19 protein-coding genes and 1 pseudogene are annotated in these 21,393 nt (G+C 51.0%); 10 read left to right on the top strand and 10 right to left on the bottom strand.

Annotation, left to right across the window (positions count from 1 at the left end):
- Positions 1 to 72 precede the first annotated feature (72 nt).
- The gene (locus tag FC814_RS03550) at positions 73 to 1,815 is read right to left on the bottom strand and encodes a DUF3300 domain-containing protein (protein ID WP_137325522.1); all 1,743 of its coding nucleotides are present in this window, start codon (positions 1,813 to 1,815) and stop codon (positions 73 to 75) included.
- A 354-nt stretch (positions 1,816 to 2,169) separates the two neighbouring features.
- Here FC814_RS03550 and acnB point away from each other — a divergent pair, with 354 nt between their 5' ends.
- The gene (gene acnB, locus FC814_RS03545) at positions 2,170 to 4,767 is read left to right on the top strand and encodes a bifunctional aconitate hydratase 2/2-methylisocitrate dehydratase (RefSeq protein ID WP_010345366.1); all 2,598 of its coding nucleotides are present in this window, start codon (positions 2,170 to 2,172) and stop codon (positions 4,765 to 4,767) included.
- Between the two features lie 174 nt (positions 4,768 to 4,941).
- Positions 4,942 to 5,304 (top strand): protein YacL, encoded by a 363-nt coding sequence (gene yacL / locus FC814_RS03540; RefSeq protein ID WP_010345363.1) that lies wholly within the window; start codon positions 4,942 to 4,944, stop codon positions 5,302 to 5,304.
- Positions 5,305 to 5,341: 37 nt separating this feature from the next.
- On the opposite strand, the gene speD is transcribed toward yacL, so the two are convergent.
- The 3 genes from speD to FC814_RS03525 all read right to left on the bottom strand — a co-directional run bounded on the left by speD (position 5,342) and on the right by FC814_RS03525 (position 7,471).
- Positions 5,342 to 6,136, bottom strand: coding sequence for an adenosylmethionine decarboxylase (gene speD, locus FC814_RS03535; protein ID WP_000734284.1), 795 nt, complete (start codon positions 6,134 to 6,136; stop codon positions 5,342 to 5,344).
- A 15-nt stretch (positions 6,137 to 6,151) separates the two neighbouring features.
- The gene (speE, locus tag FC814_RS03530) at positions 6,152 to 7,018 is read right to left on the bottom strand and encodes a polyamine aminopropyltransferase (protein ID WP_137325521.1); all 867 of its coding nucleotides are present in this window, start codon (positions 7,016 to 7,018) and stop codon (positions 6,152 to 6,154) included.
- Between the two features lie 105 nt (positions 7,019 to 7,123).
- Positions 7,124 to 7,471: a YacC family pilotin-like protein gene (locus FC814_RS03525; protein WP_000846617.1), complete on the bottom strand. Its 348-nt coding sequence runs from the start codon at positions 7,469 to 7,471 to the stop codon at positions 7,124 to 7,126.
- A 164-nt stretch (positions 7,472 to 7,635) separates the two neighbouring features.
- On the opposite strand from FC814_RS03525, the gene cueO reads away from it, so the two are divergent.
- Positions 7,636 to 9,117 (top strand): multicopper oxidase CueO, encoded by a 1,482-nt coding sequence (cueO, locus tag FC814_RS03520; RefSeq protein WP_137325520.1) that lies wholly within the window; start codon positions 7,636 to 7,638, stop codon positions 9,115 to 9,117.
- Between the two features lie 180 nt (positions 9,118 to 9,297).
- Here the strand turns inward: cueO and gcd are convergent, their stop codons facing one another.
- Positions 9,298 to 11,688: a quinoprotein glucose dehydrogenase gene (gene gcd / locus FC814_RS03515; protein WP_137325519.1), complete on the bottom strand. Its 2,391-nt coding sequence runs from the start codon at positions 11,686 to 11,688 to the stop codon at positions 9,298 to 9,300.
- 205 nt (positions 11,689 to 11,893) lie between these two features.
- On the opposite strand from gcd, the gene hpt reads away from it, so the two are divergent.
- Positions 11,894 to 12,430: a hypoxanthine phosphoribosyltransferase gene (gene hpt, locus FC814_RS03510; protein WP_000683335.1), complete on the top strand. Its 537-nt coding sequence runs from the start codon at positions 11,894 to 11,896 to the stop codon at positions 12,428 to 12,430.
- A 40-nt stretch (positions 12,431 to 12,470) separates the two neighbouring features.
- Here the strand turns inward: hpt and can are convergent, their stop codons facing one another.
- On the bottom strand, positions 12,471 to 13,133 hold the full coding sequence (can, locus tag FC814_RS03505; protein ID WP_000651596.1) for a carbonate dehydratase: 663 nt from the start codon (positions 13,131 to 13,133) through the stop codon (positions 12,471 to 12,473).
- Positions 13,134 to 13,241: 108 nt separating this feature from the next.
- Between can and FC814_RS03500 the strand changes: the two genes are divergently transcribed.
- From FC814_RS03500 to FC814_RS03485, 4 genes are all read left to right on the top strand, one after another.
- Positions 13,242 to 14,168 (top strand): ABC transporter ATP-binding protein, encoded by a 927-nt coding sequence (locus FC814_RS03500; RefSeq protein ID WP_000150637.1) that lies wholly within the window; start codon positions 13,242 to 13,244, stop codon positions 14,166 to 14,168.
- Positions 14,165 to 14,935 carry an ABC transporter permease gene (locus FC814_RS03495; RefSeq protein WP_000972201.1) on the top strand — a complete coding sequence of 257 codons (771 nt, stop codon included), beginning with the start codon at positions 14,165 to 14,167 and terminating at the stop codon, positions 14,933 to 14,935. The genes FC814_RS03500 and FC814_RS03495 overlap by 4 nt, the downstream gene beginning before the upstream one ends.
- 104 nt (positions 14,936 to 15,039) lie before the next feature.
- Entirely contained in the window at positions 15,040 to 15,480 is a 441-nt protein-coding gene (locus FC814_RS03490) for a PTS sugar transporter subunit IIA (protein WP_000901973.1), read from the top strand.
- Positions 15,481 to 15,536: 56 nt separating this feature from the next.
- Positions 15,537 to 16,763, top strand: a complete 1,227-nt coding sequence (locus FC814_RS03485) for a polysaccharide deacetylase family protein (protein ID WP_085460331.1) — start codon at positions 15,537 to 15,539, stop codon at positions 16,761 to 16,763.
- Positions 16,764 to 16,766: 3 nt separating this feature from the next.
- Here FC814_RS03485 and panD read toward each other — a convergent pair whose 3' ends face one another.
- Entirely contained in the window at positions 16,767 to 17,147 is a 381-nt protein-coding gene (panD, locus tag FC814_RS03480; RefSeq protein ID WP_000621508.1) for an aspartate 1-decarboxylase, read from the bottom strand.
- A 273-nt stretch (positions 17,148 to 17,420) separates the two neighbouring features.
- On the opposite strand from panD, the gene FC814_RS03475 reads away from it, so the two are divergent.
- The gene (locus FC814_RS03475; protein ID WP_137325518.1) at positions 17,421 to 18,323 is read left to right on the top strand and encodes an Rpn family recombination-promoting nuclease/putative transposase; all 903 of its coding nucleotides are present in this window, start codon (positions 17,421 to 17,423) and stop codon (positions 18,321 to 18,323) included.
- A 94-nt stretch (positions 18,324 to 18,417) separates the two neighbouring features.
- Here the strand turns inward: FC814_RS03475 and panC are convergent, their stop codons facing one another.
- The 3 genes from panC to FC814_RS03460 form a co-directional block, all read right to left on the bottom strand.
- Positions 18,418 to 19,269, bottom strand: a complete 852-nt coding sequence (gene panC, locus FC814_RS03470) for a pantoate--beta-alanine ligase (protein WP_032224453.1) — start codon at positions 19,267 to 19,269, stop codon at positions 18,418 to 18,420.
- Between the two features lie 11 nt (positions 19,270 to 19,280).
- The gene (panB, locus tag FC814_RS03465; protein WP_000805494.1) at positions 19,281 to 20,072 is read right to left on the bottom strand and encodes a 3-methyl-2-oxobutanoate hydroxymethyltransferase; all 792 of its coding nucleotides are present in this window, start codon (positions 20,070 to 20,072) and stop codon (positions 19,281 to 19,283) included.
- A 114-nt stretch (positions 20,073 to 20,186) separates the two neighbouring features.
- Positions 20,187 to 21,026, bottom strand: a complete 840-nt coding sequence (locus tag FC814_RS03460) for a fimbrial protein (protein ID WP_301546354.1) — start codon at positions 21,024 to 21,026, stop codon at positions 20,187 to 20,189.
- A 41-nt stretch (positions 21,027 to 21,067) separates the two neighbouring features.
- On the opposite strand from FC814_RS03460, the pseudogene FC814_RS03455 reads away from it, so the two are divergent.
- Positions 21,068 to 21,393: pseudogene (locus tag FC814_RS03455) on the top strand (IS1-like element IS1A family transposase); the annotation flags it as partial.

Raw genomic sequence — 21,393 nt, 5'->3', positions numbered from 1 at the left:
GCGCATCGGGCGATTCGCTGTTTGTCATCAGTCTTAAGCGGCTAACAACGCCGCTTTTTTTACGCCTGCAATTTATCTTTCCAGTCTTCTTGCTCCACGCTCAGACAACCGTTCACGTACCGCAGACCGTTGCTCGTTATTCAGCCTGGCAGTACGGTTACTGTCGTTTAGACGTTGCGGGCGGTTCTCCTGAACTTTCTCCCGAAAAACCTGACGTTGTTCAGGTGAGGCAGACTGGATACGCTCACGCGCTGCATCTCTTCGCTGCTGGTTCTGCGGGTTAGTCTGCATTTTCTCGCGGACTGCCTGGCGCTGCTCAGGTGAAGCGGACTGAATACGCTGACGCACTGCCTCTCTTCGCTGCTGATTCTGCGGGTTAGTCTGCATTTTCTCGCGGACCGCCTGGCGCTGCTCAGGAGAGGCCGACTGATAACGCTGACGAGCGGCGTCCTTTTGTTGCTGGGTCAGTGGTTGGCGACGGCTGAAGTCGCGGAAGTTGTCATAGCTCCCATAGTGTTCAGCTTCATTAAACTGCTGTGCCGCTGCCTGACGTTGGGTATCTCGTGTAATGACTGGTGCGGCGTGTGTTCGTTGCTGAAACTGACTTGCTGCCGCCTGGCGCTGCCTGTCGCGCGTTGGGGCAGGTAACTGCGTGGCGCTCATTCCGCCGTTGACATCGGTTTGATGAAACCGCTTTGCCATATCCTGATCATGATAAGGCACACCATTACGGTAGTTTGGATTGTGCCGCCATGCCATATTCTTATCAGTAAGATGCTCACCGGTGATACGGTTGAAATTGTTGACGTCAATATTGATGTTGTCACCGTTGTGTTGCCAGCCGTTGCCGTCACGATGACCGCCATCGTGGTGATGATAATCATCATCGTCATGATGATGGTCATGATCGTCGTCATCCCAGTCGATGCTGCTGAAAAGTGCGTACGTAGTAGCAACGCCCATGCTGTAGCCGAAACCGCGCACAAAGCTGTCAACAAACGGTTCTCCGGCTGGCGGCGGCAGGTAAACCGGCGGATACGCGGAATTGGCCCAGTTCCCGTAAACCACGGTCGGGTTATAGTTGGGAATATAAACCACATCCGGATTGGTTGGTTCGATGGTTATTACGGTCGGTGCAGGTTCTGTAATGACGGGGCTGGCTGTTGAAACGGTATTGGATTGTATGGCGGAAGGCGCGACAGCCGGTTTTACCGGTACAGCTTTCTTCGTTGTCGTAATGACTTTCTGTTCGGTTGATGACTTCAGCGACCCGGTTTGTTGCGCCAGTTGACGCAAACGCTGTACCGAGTCCATCACGTCCTGCGGCTGTGCCAGAAACGCATCGCCCAGGTTTTGCACCCACTGCGGGTTTTCGCCCATCAATGCCATCAACTGTGGAAACGCCACCAGTGATTTGACGCTGGCATCCCACGGCTGGTCAGCTACTGCCTGAATAGCAGCGTCACCTTGTTTAAGTGGATTATCGTGCGACCATTGCACTGCTTGCGCAACGTTTGCCGGATAGGTTGATGCCATTAACACTTGTGAAAGCAGAGAATCGGGGTACAGTGCGACAGGCGCGACCCATTGATCAATTTGCGCAGTACTGAAGGTAGATTTGACGACGGCAGGTACTACTGGCGGCGCGGAAACCGTTGCTGGAAGCGTAGCTGTAGTGACAACAGGCACAGTTTGCGCTTCTACAGGCGTTTCCACAGTGCGGCTTTTTACATACAAAGCACCGGAAGCGGCACAAAGCCCGGCACTGCAAATTAGCGCCAGCACATGGGGTTTAAAAGGCAAAGTCATTTTCATAATTCGGATCTCAAGGAAATCGCAATGGTCGGCGAACTGCCACCCGCAGGTGCTGTGAATCCGAGTATAAAGAGGCGGTAGTTTAAATTTTGACTAATCTTGGGATTCGTTGATAAAGGTGATTATCACTCTGCGAATTAACGAAGTTTTTACGAAGGGAAACAATCTCTAGACCATCCTTAACGATTCAGCCACTTTTTTATGTTGCTTTTTTGTAAACGGATTAACACATCGTCAAAATCCTGCTATTCTGCCCGTTGCGGTACTGGGCATTTACCCTACAAACTGCTGTCTCACAGGAGCGTGAAGAGAATCGCCTGCCGCACTATGACAATGAGAGCGAGGAGAACCGTCGTGCTAGAAGAATACCGTAAGCACGTAGCTGAGCGTGCCGCTGAGGGGATTGCGCCCAAGCCCCTGGATGCAAACCAAATGGCCGCGCTTGTAGAGCTGCTGAAAAACCCGCCTGCGGGCGAAGAAGAATTCCTGTTAGATCTGTTAACCAACCGTGTTCCCCCTGGCGTCGATGAAGCCGCCTATGTAAAAGCTGGTTTCCTTGCTGCTGTCGCGAAAGGCGAAGCCAAATCCCCACTGTTGACTCCAGAAAAAGCCATTGAACTGCTGGGCACCATGCAGGGTGGTTACAACATTCATCCGCTGATCGATGCGCTGGATGATGCCAAACTGGCGCCAATTGCCGCCAAAGCACTGTCTCATACGCTGCTGATGTTCGATAACTTCTATGACGTAGAAGAGAAAGCCAAAGCCGGCAACAAATATGCGAAGCAGGTTATGCAGTCCTGGGCAGATGCCGAATGGTTCCTGAATCGCCCGGCGCTGGCTGAAAAACTGACCGTTACCGTCTTCAAAGTGACCGGTGAAACCAACACCGATGACCTCTCTCCGGCACCGGATGCATGGTCGCGTCCGGATATCCCACTGCACGCCCTGGCGATGTTGAAAAACGCCCGTGAAGGCATCGAGCCAGACCAGCCAGGCGTTGTTGGACCGATCAAACAGATCGAAGCTCTGCAACAAAAAGGTTTCCCGCTGGCCTACGTGGGTGACGTTGTGGGGACTGGTTCTTCGCGTAAATCCGCCACTAACTCCGTACTGTGGTTTATGGGCGATGATATTCCACATGTGCCGAACAAACGCGGCGGTGGTTTGTGCCTCGGCGGTAAAATTGCACCAATCTTCTTTAACACGATGGAAGATGCCGGTGCGTTGCCAATTGAAGTGGACGTTTCCAGCCTGAACATGGGCGACGTGATTGACGTTTATCCGTACAAAGGTGAAGTGCGTAACCACGAAACCAACGAACTGCTGGCGACCTTCGAACTGAAAACCGACGTGCTGATTGATGAAGTGCGTGCTGGCGGCCGTATTCCGCTGATAATCGGTCGTGGCCTGACCACCAAAGCGCGTGAAGCACTTGGCCTGCCGCAGAGCGATGTTTTCCGTCAGGCGAAAGATGTCGCTGAGAGCGATCGCGGCTTCTCGCTGGCGCAGAAAATGGTGGGTCGTGCCTGTGGCGTTAAAGGCATTCGTCCGGGCGCTTACTGTGAGCCGAAAATGACTTCGGTCGGTTCTCAGGACACCACCGGTCCAATGACCCGTGATGAACTGAAAGACCTGGCATGCCTGGGCTTCTCGGCTGATCTGGTGATGCAGTCTTTCTGTCACACTGCGGCTTATCCGAAGCCGGTTGACGTTAACACTCACCACACGCTGCCGGACTTCATTATGAACCGTGGCGGTGTGTCTTTGCGTCCGGGTGATGGCGTAATCCACTCCTGGCTGAACCGTATGCTGCTGCCGGATACCGTCGGTACTGGCGGTGACTCCCATACTCGTTTCCCGATTGGTATCTCCTTCCCGGCGGGTTCTGGTCTGGTGGCATTTGCTGCCGCGACTGGCGTTATGCCGCTGGATATGCCGGAATCCGTTCTGGTGCGCTTCAAAGGCAAAATGCAGCCGGGCATCACCCTGCGCGATCTGGTACACGCCATTCCGCTGTATGCGATCAAACAAGGTCTGCTGACCGTTGAGAAGAAAGGCAAGAAAAACATCTTCTCTGGTCGCATCCTGGAAATTGAAGGTCTGCCGGATCTGAAAGTTGAGCAGGCATTTGAACTGACCGATGCGTCTGCCGAGCGTTCTGCTGCCGGTTGTACCATCAAGCTGAACAAAGAACCGATCATCGAATACCTGAACTCCAACATCGTCCTGCTGAAGTGGATGATCGCGGAAGGTTACGGCGATCGTCGTACCCTGGAACGTCGTATTCAGGGCATGGAAAAATGGCTGGCGAATCCTGAGCTGCTGGAAGCCGATGCGGATGCGGAATATGCAGCGGTGATTGACATCGATCTGGCTGATATCAAAGAACCTATCCTCTGTGCACCGAACGACCCGGATGACGCACGTCCGCTGTCTGCGGTACAGGGCGAGAAGATCGACGAAGTGTTTATCGGTTCTTGCATGACTAACATCGGTCACTTCCGTGCCGCTGGTAAACTGCTGGATGCGCATAAAGGCCAGCTGCCGACCCGCCTGTGGGTGGCACCGCCAACCCGTATGGACGCCGCGCAGTTGACCGAAGAAGGCTACTACAGCGTCTTCGGTAAGAGCGGTGCGCGTATCGAGATACCTGGCTGTTCCCTGTGTATGGGTAACCAGGCGCGTGTGGCAGACGGTGCGACGGTGGTTTCCACCTCTACCCGTAACTTCCCGAACCGTCTGGGTACTGGCGCGAACGTCTTCCTGGCTTCTGCGGAACTGGCGGCTGTCGCGGCACTTCTTGGCAAACTGCCAACGCCGGAAGAGTACCAGACCTATGTTGCGCAGGTAGATAAAACAGCCGTTGATACTTACCGTTATCTGAACTTCAACCAGCTTTCTCAGTACACCGAAAAAGCGGACGGGGTGATTTTCCAGACTGCGGTTTAATAAGTAAGCGCACGCGCTGCGCATAAACAACACAATGCCCGGTGAATGAGATTCCCGGGCATTTTTTATTTCTAAACCATCGCCGTTCCGCTGTTTTTCTCCGGTAAGGCTGCGATAATTACATCAATGGCGCAATGCGATTTCGGCGCATTGCCGGGAGCAGAGGAACACACTATGGATTACGAATTTCTGCGCGATATTACTGGAGTGGTAAAGGTGCGTATGTCCATGGGGCATGAAGTGGTCGGGCACTGGTTTAATGAAGAGGTGAAAGAAAACCTGGCCTTGCTTGATGAAGTGGAAGACGCCGCGCGCACGCTCAAAGGTAGCGAACGTTCCTGGCAGCGGGCAGGGCATGAGTACACGCTATGGATGGACGGCGAAGAGGTGATGATTCGCGCCAACCAACTGGAATTTGCTGGCGATGAAATGGAAGAGGGGATGAACTACTACGACGAAGAAAGCCTGTCGCTGTGCGGCGTTGAGGATTTTCTTCAGGTGGTGGCGGCGTACCGTAAATTCGTACAGCAGAAGTAAATAAAGCAGGCGGAGCCTCTGTGCTCCGCCTGAGCCGTTAAACAGCTGGCATATTGCGCCCGTAATAAATCTCGCGCATCTCTTTCCACAGCGCAGCGGTAATTTCTTTGCGCTCGCTGTCGGTTAAATCTTCCGGTTTGGTGTGGAACATGTAGTGCTTAAGGTCGAACTCTTTAAGCAACATCTTGGTATGGAAGATATTTTCCTGATAGACGTTTACATCCACCATGTCATACAGCGCCTTCATATCCTCGGACATAAAGTTCTGAATCGAATTAATCTCATGGTCGATAAAGTGCTTCATACCGTTGATGTCACGCGTAAAGCCACGCACGCGATAATCAATGGTTACGATATCGGACTCAAGCTGGTGGATCAGGTAATTCAGCGCCTTCAGCGGGGAAATCACGCCGCAGGTGGAGACTTCTATGTCGGCGCGGAAGGTACATAAACCGCCTTCAGGATGGCTTTCCGGGTAGGTATGTACGCAAATATGACTTTTATCGAGATGGGCAACCACGGCTTCTGGCAGCGGGCCGGGGTGTTCTGTTTTGTCGATAAGTTTCGGATCAACCGGCTCTTCGCTCACCAGAATAGTGACGCTGGCACCCTGTGGTTCGTAATCCTGGCGGGCGATGTTAAGAATATTGGCTCCGATAATGGAACAGGTTTCTGACAGGATTTCGGTCAGACGATTGGCATTATAGAGTTCATCGATATAAGCAATATAACCGTCGCGCTCTTCGGCAGTTTTGGCGTAGCAGATATCGTAAATACAAAAACTCAGACTTTTGGTCAGATTATTAAAGCCATGTAGTTTCAGTTTTTTCAATTTCTTATCTTCTCCTTAGGACGGCTGTGAAGCCAGTGCGTCTTGCAGATACTGAGGTAAGGCAAAAGCTGCCGTATGGATTGCCGGATTGTAATAACGGCATTTCAGGCCAGAAGCGAGAAAACGCGCCTGAATAATTTCGGTTGAGAGATGGCGTAAGGCGTCGTTATCTGTTGCCCATGCAAAGGTCATGATGCCGCCGTAATAGGTCGGGATCGCCGCCTGATAAAAGCCAACGTCGCTGAAGTAATGGCTGAGTTTGCGATGGCTGTCGATGGCCTCTTCCTGCTGTAAAAAGCAGACACCGTTCTGCGCGACGAAAATACCGCCAGGATTCAGGCAACGTTTGCAACCTTCATAAAATGCTGAGGTAAACAGGCTTTCGCCGGGACCGATAGGATCGGTGCAGTCGGAGATAATTACGTCGAAGGTCTGGCTGGTTTGATTAACGAAATTGACACCATCATCGATCACCAGTTTAAAGCGTGGATCGTCGTAGCTACCGGCATTATGGTTGGGCAGATACTGACGGCAGAACGACACGACACCCGCATCGATTTCCACCATCGTGATTGACTCAACGTTTTTATGTCGGGTCACTTCACGCAGCATGGCACCGTCGCCGCCGCCGATGATCAGCACATGTTTCGCGTGACCGTGAGCCAGTAGAGGAACGTGGGTCATCATCTCATGATAGATAAACTCGTCGCGCTCGGTGGTTTGTACTACACCATCCAGCGCCATCACGCGACCAAATGCGGCGTTCTCAAAAATGATCAGATCCTGGTGATCGGTCTTTTCATGATACAGAACATTATCTACAGCAAAGTACTGCCCAAACTGGTCGTGTAGCGTTTCATGCCACCGTTTTTTTTCGGCCATGGGTTGATACCTCCTTTGTTAACACCCGTAAAAAAAGGGCGCAACATAATAGCTAACATTGACCGCAGATGCACGGTCAATATTTCTACAAAAAGGTATCAGGGATTATTTGACGTAGGCAAGCAGGCTTAAGGAATCGCGGGCCAGGGCTTTGCACTTTTTAGCGACAGGAATGCCAATACCGCTGAGATCGCGATAGCTATCTTCACCGAGAGATTTCATATCGAAGGTGTCGTAATTGCTGAGATCCCACTGGTTTTGCTGGGCGAAAAAGACCAGTGCGCGACGAATTTGCCCGTTAGGTAAGTTCTGGTAACCGCAATCGTTCTTCAGAAAAACAAACACTGCCGTTAAATCGGCCATATCTTCGGCTTCAGACTCGCTGAGCGCGTAACTGTTTGCGCATACAGCCATTAGGCTGCCGAATAATACTGTTCTGAAAAACGTCTTCATTGCTTCTACCAGGACTTAAAGATGATAAACGTTAGCACACTGCGAGCGAGGCGACGACCATTATTGTGGATTAAATTGTGTCTGTGGCTTGACCTTCCTGTAAGGGGAAGGACTATGCTCAACGTTTGATTTTGTTTCGCCTGCTTAAGAATAAGGAAATAACTATGCAACGTCGTGATTTCTTAAAATATTCCGTCGCGCTGGGCGTGGCTTCGGCTTTGCCACTGTGGAGCCGCGCAGTATTTGCGGCGGATCGTCCAACGTTACCGATCCCTGATTTGCTCACGACCGATGCCCGTAATCGTATTCAGTTAACTATTGGTGAAGGCCAGTCCAGCTTTGCCGGGAAAACGGCGACCACCTGGGGTTACAACGGCAATCTGCTGGGGCCGGCGGTGAAATTACAGCGCGGCAAAGCGGTAACGGTTGATATCTATAACCAACTGGCGGAAGAGACGACGTTGCACTGGCACGGGCTGGAAGTGCCGGGTGAAGTGGACGGCGGCCCGCAGGGGATTATTCCGCCTGGCGGTAAACGCACGGTGACGCTGAACGTTGATCAACCTGCCGCCACTTGCTGGTTCCATCCGCATCAACATGGCAAAACCGGGCGTCAGGTGGCGATGGGGCTGGCAGGACTGGTAGTGATTGAAGATGACGAGATCCTGAAATTAATGCTGCCGAAACAGTGGGGTATCGATGATGTCCCGGTGATCGTTCAGGATAAAAAATTTAACGCCGACGGGCAGATTGATTATCAACTGGATGTGATGACTGCCGCCGTGGGCTGGTTTGGCGATACGCTGCTGACCAACGGCGCTATTTACCCGCAACACGCTGCACCGCGTGGCTGGCTGCGCCTGCGTTTGCTTAATGGCTGTAATGCCCGCTCGCTCAATTTCGCCACCAGCGACAATCGCCCGCTGTATGTGATTGCCAGCGATGGTGGTCTGCTGCCTGAACCGGTGAAGGTGAGCGAACTGCCGGTGCTGATGGGCGAGCGTTTTGAAGTGCTGGTGGAGGTTAACGACAACAAACCGTTTGATCTGGTGACGCTACCGGTCAGCCAGATGGGAATGGCGATTGCGCCGTTTGATAAGCCGCATCCGGTAATGCGTATTCAGCCGATTGCCATTAGTGCTTCAGGTGCCTTACCTGACACATTAAGTAGCCTGCCTGCTTTACCTTCGCTGGACGGATTAACGGTACGCAATCTGCAACTCTCTATGGATCCGATGCTCGATATGATGGGGCATATGGGGCACGGTAATATGAATCATATGAGCCACGGCGGGAAGTTCGATTTCCACCATGCCAATAAAATCAACGGTCAGGCGTTTGATATGAACAAGCCGATGTTTGCGGCGGCGAAAGGACAGTACGAACGTTGGGTTATTTCTGGCGTGGGTGACATGATGCTGCATCCGTTCCATATCCACGGTACGCAGTTCCGTATCTTGTCAGAAAATGGCAAACCGCCAGCGACGCATCGCGCAGGCTGGAAAGATACCGTTAAAGTAGAAGGCAATGTCAGTGAAGTGCTGGTGAAGTTTAATCACGACGCACCGAAAGAACATGCTTATATGGCGCACTGCCATCTGCTGGAGCATGAAGATACGGGGATGATGTTAGGGTTTACGGTGTAAAAATACGTATTCGGAAATATGCCCGGATCTCTCCGGGCTTTAAACTGATGACAAACGCAAAATTGCCTGATGCGCTACACTTATCAGGCCTACGCACCATACGATTTTGTAGGCCGAATAAGGCGTTTACGCCGCATCCGGCATGAACAAAGCGCACTTTGTCAGTAATCTGAGCGAATCTTACTTCACATCATCTGGTAGCGCATAAGCCACAATATAGTCGCCCATCTTCGTACCAAATGAGCCGTGACCGCCTGCGGAGATCACCACATACTGCTTACCATTCACTTCATAGGTCATCGGTGTTGCCTGACCGCCCGCTGGTAGACGACCCTGCCACAGTTTTTCACCGTTGCTCATGTTGTAAGCGCGCAGGTAGTTATCTGCCGTAGCGGCAATAAACAGCACGTTACCCGCCGTGGAGATTGGTCCGCCGAGCATCGGCATACCCATATTAAACGGCACCGGAACGGGCATCGGGAACGGCATACTGTCCTGCGGTGTACCAATACGTTTCTTCCACACCACTTCATTGGTTTTCAGATCCAGTGCCGAGATGTAACCCCATGCTGGTTGTTTACACGGCAGACCAAACGGTGAAAGGAACGGGTTAAGCGTGACGCCATACGGCACGCCGTACTGCGGCTGAATACCGGATTCCGTACCCGTGCCTTTGGCATCTTTCGGCTGTTCCATCGGGTTGCCAGGACCGCGTGGGATCAGTTTCGAAACAAACGGCAGCGCCATTGGGTTGGCAATTGCCACTTCACGATTCGGATCAACGGAAATCCCGCCCCATTCGAACATCCCCAGGTTACCCGGGAAGACCAGCGTACCCTGTTCAGATGGTGGGGTGAAAATGCCTTCATAGCGCATCTGGTGGAACATCACGCGGCACACCAGTTGGTCAAACATGGTGGCACCCCACATATCCGCACCGCTTAGATCTTTTGTCGGACGGAAGCTCAGCTCAGAGAACGGTTGAGTAGGGGTAACGTAATCGCCTTTCGCTGCGCCTTGTGGAACGGGCTTTTCCGGGGCTGGAACTACCAGTTCGCCATTACGACGATCGAGCACAAAAATGTTGCCGGTTTTCGCCGGAGCGTAAATGACCGGAACCTTTTGACCGTTAACGGTGATATCCGCCAGCGTCGGTTGTGCCGGAAGATCCATATCCCACAGGTCATGGTGAACGGTCTGGTAACTCCACGCCAGTTTCCCGGTAGTGGCATTCAGCGCCAGAATCGAGCTGGCATAACGTTCCTGTTCCGGTGTGCGGTTACCGCCCCAGATATCCGGCGTGGTCACGCCCATCGGCAGATACACCAGATCCAGCTTCGCGTCATAGGCCGCAGGTGCCCACGAGTTTGGCGAGTTAAAGGTAAAGGTGTGTTCGTCAGACGGGATCGCGTTCGGATCTTTCGCGCCCGGATCAAAGGCCCACAGCAGCTTCCCGGTGTTGACATCAAAACCACGGATCACGCCAGACGTTTCGCGGGTTGAGAAGTTATCGGTGACTGAACCAGCCATCACGATGGTTTTATCGGTGATAATCGGCGGCGAAGTCGGCTCATACAGACCCGGTTTGGTATCCGGCATATTGCTTTGCAGATTGAGCACGCCTTTATCGGCGAAGGTTTCGCACAGCTTGCCGTTTTCAGCGTTAATCGCAATCAGGCGGCCATCATTCACCGGAAGAATGATACGACGCGGGCAATCCGCCATCACTTCCGGCGAAGCAGTTTCTGCTTTGGCTTCATGATAAGAGACGCCACGACAAGTTACGTGCTGGAAAGACTCGTTGGTTTTCAGCTCAGGATCGTAATGCCATTTCTCTTTGCCGCTGGCGGCATCGAGTGCAAACAGGCGCTGGTGAGCAGTACACAGGTAAAGCGTATCGCCCACTTTAATTGGCGTCACTTCATTGGTGATTTCGCCCGGATCGTTCGGCTGTTTCACATCACCCGTGCGAAATACCCAGGCTTCTTTCAGGTTGTGGACGTTATCGGCGTTAATTTGCTTCAGAGGCGAAAAGCGTTGGCCTTCCTGATTGCGGCCATAGGCAGGCCAGTCCTGATCGGCAACGGGGGAGATAGCTTCTGCTGGCGTGGCATCGGCGCTTAAGGTGCCGTTGATTTCCTGCGGATCGTTAAATCCCGCCCAGGTGAGGATTCCGCCACTAATCAGCAACGCCACTACCAGCGCGGCAACTGCGCCACTGGAAGGAATGATCAGTCGATGCCAGACAAACGGCAGGATCAGCCAGATGCCGAAGAAGACCAGAATATCGCTGCGCGGAGTCAGTGCCCAGAAATCGAAACCGACTTCCCAGACGCCCCAAATCATAGTGCCGAGCAGCAGAGCCGCGTACAGCCAAAGCGCGGCGCGTTTACTGCGCCATAGCATCCAGGCGACGCCGAGCATCACAAGACCTGCAATAGGGTAGTACCAGGAGCCGCCAATCGCGACCAGCCAGCCTCCGCCAATGAGAAGATACAGCCCGCAAAGAGCTGCAAAAAGGGCTGTTAGCGTGACGAGTAATCGTCGCGAGCCGGTATTGTTAATTGCCATAAAGAGACACCATTTCAATTCATTAATATTTTAGTAGCAATTAATTATAGGTTTTAACATGTGTGATCGTCATCACAATTTGAGCTTTATTAACAGATTCCGCCAATGAATAGTTTTACTGGTATACTGCGTGTCTTGCGCTTTGCTGCGGTGCCGAAGCTAGCCCGTGCGAAGTGATTTGTTTTTAAATCATATGGTTAGAGATATGAAACATACTGTAGAAGTAATGATCCCCGAAGCGGAGATTAAAGCGCGTATCGCCGAACTGGGTCGTCAGATTACTGAGCGTTACAAAGACAGCGGCAGCGATATGGTGCTGGTAGGCCTGCTGCGTGGCTCATTTATGTTTATGGCGGACCTGTGCCGTGAAGTTCAGGTATCTCATGAAGTCGACTTTATGACCGCCTCCAGCTACGGTAGCGGCATGTCCACCACCCGTGATGTGAAAATCCTCAAAGATCTGGATGAAGATATCCGTGGCAAGGACGTGCTGATTGTTGAAGATATCATCGACTCGGGTAATACACTGTCGAAAGTGCGTGAAATCTTAAGCCTGCGCGAACCGAAGTCGCTGGCGATTTGTACGCTGCTGGATAAACCGTCCCGTCGTGAAGTGAACGTGCCGGTAGAATTTATCGGTTTCTCGATCCCGGATGAGTTTGTGGTGGGTTACGGTATTGATTACGCACAGCGTTACCGCCATCTGCCGTATATCGGCAAAGTGATTCTGCTGGACGAGTAAGTGCGGATTTGCCGGATGTGTTGCATCCGGCATGGCGAATTTATTTGTGATTGATGTGCTTCAGCTTGAGGTTGGAAATCCCGTGACGGTAACGTTGCTCCAGGGTTTCGCGGTTAGTGGCTGTGACATCCAGGTCACGCAGTAAGCCGTCGTGAATGCCGTAAGCCCAGCCGTGAATGGTGACTTTCTGCCCGCGTTTCCACGCTGATTGCATAATGGTGGAGTGACCCAGGTTATATACCTGTTCCATTACGTTCAGTTCGCACAGGGTATCCAGACGACGCTCTGGCGGCATTTCGCCGAGCAATGAGCTATGTTTGAACCAGATATCGCGGATGTGCAGCAGCCAGTTGTTGATAAGCCCCAGTTCCGGGTTTTCAACAGCAGCTTGCACGCCGCCGCAACCATAGTGGCCACAGATAATAATATGTTCAACTTCGAGAACATCCACTGCATACTGAACCACGGAGAGGCAGTTTAGATCGGTGTGAATGACCAGGTTAGCAACATTACGGTGAACAAAGAGTTCGCCCGGCTCAAGACCGGTTAAACGTTCTGCAGGAACGCGACTGTCGGAACATCCAATCCATAGAAAGCGCGGTTTTTGCGCTTGTGCCAGTTTCTCAAAAAACCCGGGATCCTCTTCCACCAGCATTTTTGACCATAGTGCATTATTGCTGATGAGTGTATCTATGTCTTTCATGGAGGTTAACGACCTGTAACCAAATAATTACGTTTGGCTAATATAGGGCAACTCCGGGACGATTTAAACCACAGATAAAGTGTAAGAACGTAAGGTAAGTAAAAATTTATGACCATTGCACTGGAACTTCAACAGCTTAAAAAAACCTATCCAGGCGGCGTTCAGGCGCTTCGTGGAATAGATTTGCAGGTCGAGGCGGGTGATTTTTATGCGCTTCTGGGGCCGAATGGGGCCGGGAAATCGACCACTATCGGTATTATCAGCTCGCTGGTAAATAAGACCTCCGGGCGCGTCAGCGTATTTGGTTACGATCTTGAAAAAGATGTCGTTAATGCCAAACGCCAGTTGGGGCTGGTGCCGCAGGAATTTAACTTCAACCCGTTTGAAACCGTGCAGCAAATTGTGGTGAATCAGGCAGGGTACTACGGCGTGGAGCGCAAAGAAGCGTACATCCGCAGCGAAAAATATCTTAAACAACTCGATCTATGGGGAAAACGCAACGAACGTGCGCGTATGTTATCTGGCGGGATGAAGCGCCGTTTAATGATTGCCCGTGCGTTAATGCATGAACCTAAACTACTGATTCTCGACGAACCGACCGCAGGCGTGGATATTGAACTTCGCCGCTCAATGTGGGGCTTTTTGAAGGATTTAAACGACAAAGGCACCACCATCATTCTCACCACGCACTACCTGGAAGAAGCAGAAATGCTGTGCCGCAATATCGGCATTATTCAGCACGGTGAGCTGGTGGAAAATACCTCGATGAAGGCGCTGCTGGCGAAGCTGAAATCGGAAACCTTTATTCTCGATCTCGCACCGAAAAGCCCGTTACCGAAGCTCGATGGCTATCAGTATCGACTGGTAGATACCGCCACGCTTGAAGTTGAAGTGCTGCGCGAGCAGGGGATCAACAGTGTGTTTACGCAGTTAAGCGAGCAGGGCATTCAGGTATTAAGTATGCGTAACAAAGCCAACCGTCTGGAAGAGCTGTTTGTTTCACTGGTTAATGAAAAACAAGGAGATCGCGCATGATGCATCTTTACTGGGTGGCGTTAAAAAGCATCTGGGCGAAAGAAATTCATCGCTTTATGCGTATCTGGGTGCAGACGCTGGTGCCGCCGGTCATCACCATGACCCTTTACTTTATTATCTTCGGCAACCTGATTGGTTCGCGCATTGGTGATATGCATGGCTTCAGCTATATGCAGTTCATCGTGCCGGGGCTGATCATGATGTCGGTGATCACCAATGCCTACGCCAACGTTGCATCATCATTTTTTGGTGCCAAGTTCCAGCGTAATATTGAAGAGTTGCTGGTCGCTCCGGTTCCAACGCACGTGATTATCGCCGGATATGTCGGCGGCGGCGTGGCGCGTGGGCTGTTTGTTGGCATTCTGGTGACGGCGATTTCGCTGTTCTTTGTGCCGTTTCAGGTGCATTCGTGGGTATTCGTTGCCTTAACACTGGTGCTCACGGCGGTGTTGTTCTCCCTTGCGGGTTTGCTGAACGGTGTGTTTGCCAAAACGTTCGATGACATCAGTCTGGTGCCAACCTTTGTATTAACGCCACTCACGTATTTGGGCGGGGTCTTTTACTCCCTGACTTTGCTGCCGCCGTTCTGGCAGGGACTGTCGCACCTGAACCCAATCGTTTATATGATCAGTGGATTCCGCTACGGCTTCCTCGGCATTAATGATGTGCCGCTGGTCACGACTTTTGGCGTGCTGGTTGTTTTTATTATTGCGTTTTATCTGATCTGCTGGTCGCTGATCCAGCGTGGGCGCGGCTTGCGTAGCTAAGTCGCTCTCCTCTCCTCCGGATACGGGGGAGGGGAGTTTTGACGGCTATCACCCTTTATCAATACTGGTCAGGGTAGACTGATTTTCGGCTAAGGAGGAAAGCGATGTTAGGTTGGGTTATTACCTGTCACGACGATAGGGCGCAAGAGATACTGGATGCGCTGGAAAAAAAACATGGTGCACTTATCCAGTGCCGGGCAGTGAATTTCTGGCGCGGGTTAAGTTCAAATATGCTTAGCCGCATGATGTGCGATGCTCTGCATGAAACTGATTCTGGCGATGGGGTGATTTTTTTAACCGATATAGCAGGCGCTGCACCTTATCGTGTTGCGTCGTTATTAAGCCACAAGCATTCTCGTTGTGAAGTCATTTCTGGGGTGACGTTACCGTTAATTGAGCAGATGCTCCCCTGTCGGGAGACAATGTCCAGTGCGGCATTTCGAGAGCATATCGTGGCATCAGGAGCACCTGAAGTCAGTAGCCTCTGGCATCAGCAACAAAAGAATCCCCCTTTTGTCCTCAAGCACAATTGGTTCGAGTATTAAATCGCATTCTGATTTTGCTACACTAACTGCGTTGTTTCTCGCCTGGTAGTTTCTTCATGATTAAAAAGATAATTTTCCTGGTGCTGCTGGTTTCATCTGCTGTCAGCGCAGCACTTCCAACGCGTTATATGCAAACCACTCAGGATGCGACTATCTGGGGAAAAATTGGCGACAACACGGTAACCGTCGGTAACATTCGTGCCGGGCAGATTATTTCGGTCATCCCAACCACAGCCGATTATTATGAATTCAATTTTGGTTTTGCTACGGGGTATATTGATAAAGGTCATCTTGAACCTGTACAAGGGCGGCAAAAAGTTGAAGATGGTCTGGGTGATCTGAATAAACCACTGAGCAACCAAAATCTTATTACCTGGAAAGATACGCCGGTATATAACGCGCCCGATGCAGGCAGTGCGCCATTTGGCGTGCTGGCCGATAACTTGCGTTATCCCATTATCAGTAAATTGAAAGATCGCCTGAATCAAACCTGGTATCAAATTCGTATTGGCGAACGACTGGCCTATATCAGCGCGCTGGATGCGCAGCAGGATAACGGTATTCCTGTATTGACCTACCATCATATTTTACGCGATGAAGAGAATACTCGTTTTCGCCATACGTCGACCACAACGTCGGTACGTGCATTCAATAACCAGATGACCTGGTTGCGCGACAGGGGATATACCACGTTGACCTTGTATCAACTGGAAGGATATCTGCGTAATTCGATGAATCTCCCCGCTCGCGCGGTTGTGTTGACATTTGATGATGGTTTGAAGTCGGTGAGTCGTTATGCATACCCCATTCTGAAACAATACGGTATGAAGGCGACGGCATTTATTATTACCTCGCGTATTAAACGCCATCCACAAAAATGGAATCCACAGTCGTTACAGTTTATGAGTATTTCTGAACTGCATGATGTCAGCGATGTTTTTGATTTCCAGTCACATACCCATTTTTTACATCGGGTTGATGGTTATCGCCGACCCATATTACTTAGCCGCAGTGAGCATAATATTTTATTTGATTTTGAACGTTCACGTCGGGCGCTGACGCAATTTAATCCGCATGTATTGTATCTTTCTTATCCGTTTGGCGGATTTAATGACAAAGCGGTTAAAGCGGCAAATGATGCCGGATTTCATCTGGCGGTGACGACCATGAAAGGTAAAGTAAAACTGGGGGATAATCCCTTGTTGCTAAAACGGCTTTATATCTTAAGAACAGATTCGCTGGAGACGATGTCGCGGCTGGTGAGTAACCAGCCGCAGGGGTGATTATCAGGCAACCTGAACCGGGATCGCTTTCGCGGTACGTTTCATTTCGTTGTCGCCTTCAAAGTAGGCAACGTTGGGGCGCCAGGTGCGGGCTTCGGCATCTGGCATAGTGACGAAGCTGGCGATGATGACAATATCGCCGACGCTGGCGCAGTGAGCCGCCGCGCCGTTGACAGAAATAATTCTCGAACCGCGCTCTGCCGCGATGGCGTAGGTGGAGAAACGCTTGCCGTTGGTGACATTCCAGATATCAATGGCTTCGTTTTCGAGAATACCGGCTGCGTCAAGAAAATCCTGGTCAATGGCGCAAGAACCTTCATAGTGCAGGTCCGCATGAGTCACTTTCACGCGGTGGAGTTTGCCCTGCAGCATCGTGCGAATCATAACTTCTACCTTTCTACCCTGTCGTTAACGAAGCAGGCGGAGCCTGCTTTGAGAAAATTCTCACGCAGTATTGCCCGATTTTTGTTTAGTGTCTACTCATCTGACGGCATTTGCATCAGCAGTTTGCGTACCGCGCCGAAGCCCGCCATGCAACGCCTGTAACCGATTGAAATTTCTCTGAACGCAGCTCGGTAAACAATAAAGAGGCGGCTGACGACTGCGCGCCTTGACTGGATACTGCCTTCACGCAAGACAACACGGAAGGCAGGTAAGATGGACGCACCAAGTACCACGCCGCATGACGCGGTGTTTAAACAATTTTTAATGCATGCGGATACCGCTCGCGACTTCCTCGACATACACCTGCCTGAGGAATTGCGTGAGATCTGCGATCTCAACACGCTGCATCTGGAGTCGGGGAGTTTCATCGAAGAAAGCCTGAAAGGGCACAGCACCGACGTGCTCTATTCCGTGCAAATGCTGGGTAATCCCGGCTATCTGTATGTCGTGATTGAACATCAAAGCAAGCCGGACAAAAAAATGGCCTTTCGCATGATGCGCTACTCTATTGCCGCCATGCACCGACATCTGGAGGCTGACCACGATAAGCTGCCGCTGGTGGTGCCGATTCTGTTTTATCAGAGCGAGGCCACGCCTTACCCGCTCTCAATGTGCTGGTTTGATATGTTTTACTCACCGGAACTGGCGCGACGTGTCTATAACAACCCTTTCCCGCTGGTGGATATCACTATCACGCCGGATGACGAGATCATGCAGCATCGGCGGATTGCGATTCTCGAACTGCTGCAAAAACATATTCGCCAGCGCGACTTAATGTTATTGCTGGAGCAACTGGTCACGCTGATTGACGAAGGGTACACTAGCGGAAGTCAGTTAGTTGCCATGCAAAACTATATGCTGCAACGCGGTCATACTGAACAAGCGGATTTGTTTTACGGTGTGGTGAGAGACAGGGAATCGGGAGGGGAGTCTATGATGACGTTGGCGCAGTGGTTTGAAGAGAAGGGGATTGAGAAGGGAATTGAGAAGGGGATACAGCAGGGAATTGAGAAGATGGCCCATCGTCTTCTGAGTAAAGGAATGTCTCGGGAAGACGTTGCAGAGATGGCAAATTTACCTCTTGCCGAGATTGATAAGCTAATTAACTCTAACTAAATTGCCTGCGATATGAATAATCGCTTACAGACGTCATCGCCATGACGTGGGCAAATGAATAACTGGCGCCATCAGCCGTAGCGCCAGTTAAGTATTACGCCAGTTCGACTATTTTATTGTCGATCAGGCGAGCATCGCCAAGCCAGGCTGCTACCAGAATCACGGCGCGTTTACTGTTTTCAGTGACTTCCAGCAACGTGTCAGCATCACGAATCTGAATATCATCGGCGCGGAAGCCTTTTTCATTCAGTTCTTGCCCTGCAATGGCAATAATCTCATCGAGATCCCGCTCTCCAGCCTGCAATTTGTCGGCAATCGAACTTAAAACCTTGTACAGGCCTGGCGCAATTTTGCGTTGTTCTGCCGTCAGATAACCATTACGGGAACTGAGCGCCAGACCGTCTTTCGCGCGCATAATCGGCACACCGACAATCTCAATATCAAAGCCCATATCGGCAACCATTTTGCGGATCAGCGCCAGTTGCTGAAAATCTTTTTCACCGAAGCAGGCGATGTCCGGCTGGACAAGGTTGAACAGTTTGCTGACGATGGTCGAAACGCCACGGAAATGCCCTGGGCGGCTGGCACCTTCCAGCATGGTGGAAAGACCGGGAACATCAACATAGGTGTGGGTTTCTGTACCGTTCGGGTAGATCTCTTTTACTGATGGAGCGAAAACCAGATCCACTTTACGTTTGTTTAGCTTCTCGCAGTCTTCCTGCAAGGTGCGTGGATAGCGAGCCAGATCTTCCGGGCGATCGAACTGCATCGGGTTAACGAAAATACTGACGACGACCACATCGGCGCGGGCTTTCGCTTCATCGACCAGCTTCATATGACCATCGTGCAGGTTACCCATGGTAGGCACCAGCGCCACACGCTTGCCTTCCATACGCAGGCGGCGGATTTGCTGACGCAGCAGCGGCAGAGTTTCGATAATTAACACAACGTGACTCCTTAATGGAAACTGTGTTCTTCGCCCGGATAAGCGCCGGACTCCACTTCAGCCATATACTGCCGTACAGCAGCGCGGATGTCGCCCGCTTCGGCAAGGAAATTTTTGGCGAATTTAGGTATGTGACCACCGGTTATGCCGAATGCGTCGTGCATCACGAGGATTTGTCCGTCGGTTACATTCCCCGCGCCAATACCGATAACCGGAATCGCCAGCGCCTCGGTAATACGTTTTGCCAGCTCAACCGGTACGCATTCCAGCACCAGCAACTGTGCCCCAGCGGCTTCTAAGGCTAAGGCGTCATTAAGTAAACGGTCGCCTGCATCGCCACGCCCTTGCACTTTATAACCACCGAAAATATTCACTGACTGTGGCGTTAAGCCCAAATGCCCACAAACAGGAACTGCGCGTTCGGTCAGCATTTGAACTGTTTCTACCAGCCAGGCACCGCCTTCGATTTTGACCATATTCGCACCCGCGCGCATGACAGTTGCGGCGTTTTCAAATGCTTGTTCAGGAGTGGCATAAGCCATAAATGGCAGGTCAGCCAGCAGCAGACAGTTTGGCGCACCGCGACGAACGGCGGCAGTGTGGTAGGCGATATCTTCCACAGTGACAGGGAGGGTGGAGTCATGACCCTGAACCGTCATTCCAAGGGAATCCCCCACCAGCATGACGTTAATTCCTTCGTCGGCAAACAATTTTGCAAAGCTATAATCGTAAGCAGTGATGGTGGCGAAGCGTTTTTTTTCCTGTTTACATTTTTGCAGCAGGGAAATGGTAGTCGGTTTCATAACGTGTCCTGATGGCTAATGTCAGATCTGTTGGCATTCTATCAGGCGGAGAAGGGGGGGCAATCGTTTTAGTGGGGCACATCGTCAGTTGCCTGACGATGTGCCTTATGTGAATCAAGGGTAGGTAATCTGGAATCTGCCGGTGGCTTCGAAATCGCCTGCTTTTATCGTACTATTCCCGTCTTGCTTCAATGTCGCCTGAAATTCAAGGGGCTGTGTTGTGCCTTGACCTTTTCCGGGGTAAATCCCCCCTGATGAATCAATCTCGCTTTCATACGCTTTATAAACAGACGTTCCTACATTAGGCTCAAGAACCATTTTTCCATTAACACTGTTTTTTAAGCCTTCAATAAGTACGCCGACGCCCTCTGCTGCACCGTTACCTTGCAGAGTATTGGCGAGTAACTTTTTATTCTGTTGCCCTATTTTTGCAGAGGTCATTTTGGTTTCAATATTTTGTACTCGAATACAGTTTTGCAATGTTATCTGAAAAGGCACAGGCGTTGTGCCATTTTTAATCTGACTGATTTCGTAGGTCCCCAATGCGACAGTTGAGTTCTGGACGGTATCTCCTGTTACAACTGAAGAAAAACATGTAGGAAGCGATAGTTTTACATTACTTAAATTAAAGTTGATATAGATAGGTCCGCTGTATCCCTGGATCGCTGAGCCGGCGTCTTCGGCTTTAAAACGATAAATATAATCACTTGTGCTCAGTAATGTGATATTTTGGGTTGCTGTAGGCGCAAACGTGGCATCTGTATAAAATTCAACGGTAAAAGTCTGAAATATTCCTCCTAATCCCCAAAATTGTGGATAGTTATTATCCATGTCTTTACATCTTCTTTCCATATCGGCGTCATGGAATACAAAGTGAAATTTTTGCGCTTCTGTATCCCCGATATATATTTCAGAAACATCTGCTCTTGTATTATAAGCTGGTGATGCTGCCAACTTACTGATTTAGTGTATGATGGTGTTTTTGAGGTGCTCCAGTGGCTTCTGTTTCTATCAGCTGTCCCTCCTGTTCAGCTACTGACGGGGTGGTGCGTAACGGCAAAAGCACCGCCGGACATCAGCGCTATCTCTGCTCTCACTGCCGTAAAACATGGCAACTGCAGTTCACTTACACCGCTTCTCAACCCGGTACGCACCAGAAAATCATTGATATGGCCATGAATGGCGTTGGATGCCGGGCAACTGCCCGCATTATGGGCGTTGGCCTCAACACGATTTTACGTCACTTAAAAAACTCAGGCCGCAGTCGGTAACCTCGCGCATACAGCCGGGCAGTGACGTCATCGTCTGCGCGGAAATGGAC

The sequence above is a fragment of the Escherichia sp. MR genome, assembly GCF_005280595.1.
Classification (GTDB): domain Bacteria; phylum Pseudomonadota; class Gammaproteobacteria; order Enterobacterales; family Enterobacteriaceae; genus Escherichia; species Escherichia ruysiae.
The sequence above is the reverse complement of the archived record's forward strand: the minus strand, read 5'-3'. Positions and strand labels throughout refer to the sequence as shown.

Excerpts from the sequence above, each read along its gene's own strand:
- FC814_RS03475 (WP_137325518.1), top strand. The coding sequence starts at position 17,421 with ATGGACGCACCAAGTACCACGCCGCATGACGCGGTGTTTAAACAATTT.
- FC814_RS03495 (WP_000972201.1), top strand. The coding sequence starts at position 14,165 with ATGATGCATCTTTACTGGGTGGCGTTAAAAAGCATCTGGGCGAAAGAA.
- cueO (WP_137325520.1), top strand. The coding sequence starts at position 7,636 with ATGCAACGTCGTGATTTCTTAAAATATTCCGTCGCGCTGGGCGTGGCT.
- can (WP_000651596.1), bottom strand. The coding sequence starts at position 13,133 with ATGAAAGACATAGATACACTCATCAGCAATAATGCACTATGGTCAAAA.
- FC814_RS03490 (WP_000901973.1), top strand. The coding sequence starts at position 15,040 with ATGTTAGGTTGGGTTATTACCTGTCACGACGATAGGGCGCAAGAGATA.
- gcd (WP_137325519.1), bottom strand. The coding sequence starts at position 11,688 with ATGGCAATTAACAATACCGGCTCGCGACGATTACTCGTCACGCTAACA.
- FC814_RS03500 (WP_000150637.1), top strand. The coding sequence starts at position 13,242 with ATGACCATTGCACTGGAACTTCAACAGCTTAAAAAAACCTATCCAGGC.
- panB (WP_000805494.1), bottom strand. The coding sequence starts at position 20,072 with ATGAAACCGACTACCATTTCCCTGCTGCAAAAATGTAAACAGGAAAAA.
- FC814_RS03525 (WP_000846617.1), bottom strand. The coding sequence starts at position 7,471 with ATGAAGACGTTTTTCAGAACAGTATTATTCGGCAGCCTAATGGCTGTA.
- FC814_RS03485 (WP_085460331.1), top strand. The coding sequence starts at position 15,537 with ATGATTAAAAAGATAATTTTCCTGGTGCTGCTGGTTTCATCTGCTGTC.
- FC814_RS03550 (WP_137325522.1), bottom strand. The coding sequence starts at position 1,815 with ATGAAAATGACTTTGCCTTTTAAACCCCATGTGCTGGCGCTAATTTGC.
- panD (WP_000621508.1), bottom strand. The coding sequence starts at position 17,147 with ATGATTCGCACGATGCTGCAGGGCAAACTCCACCGCGTGAAAGTGACT.
- yacL (WP_010345363.1), top strand. The coding sequence starts at position 4,942 with ATGGATTACGAATTTCTGCGCGATATTACTGGAGTGGTAAAGGTGCGT.
- hpt (WP_000683335.1), top strand. The coding sequence starts at position 11,894 with ATGAAACATACTGTAGAAGTAATGATCCCCGAAGCGGAGATTAAAGCG.
- speE (WP_137325521.1), bottom strand. The coding sequence starts at position 7,018 with ATGGCCGAAAAAAAACGGTGGCATGAAACGCTACACGACCAGTTTGGG.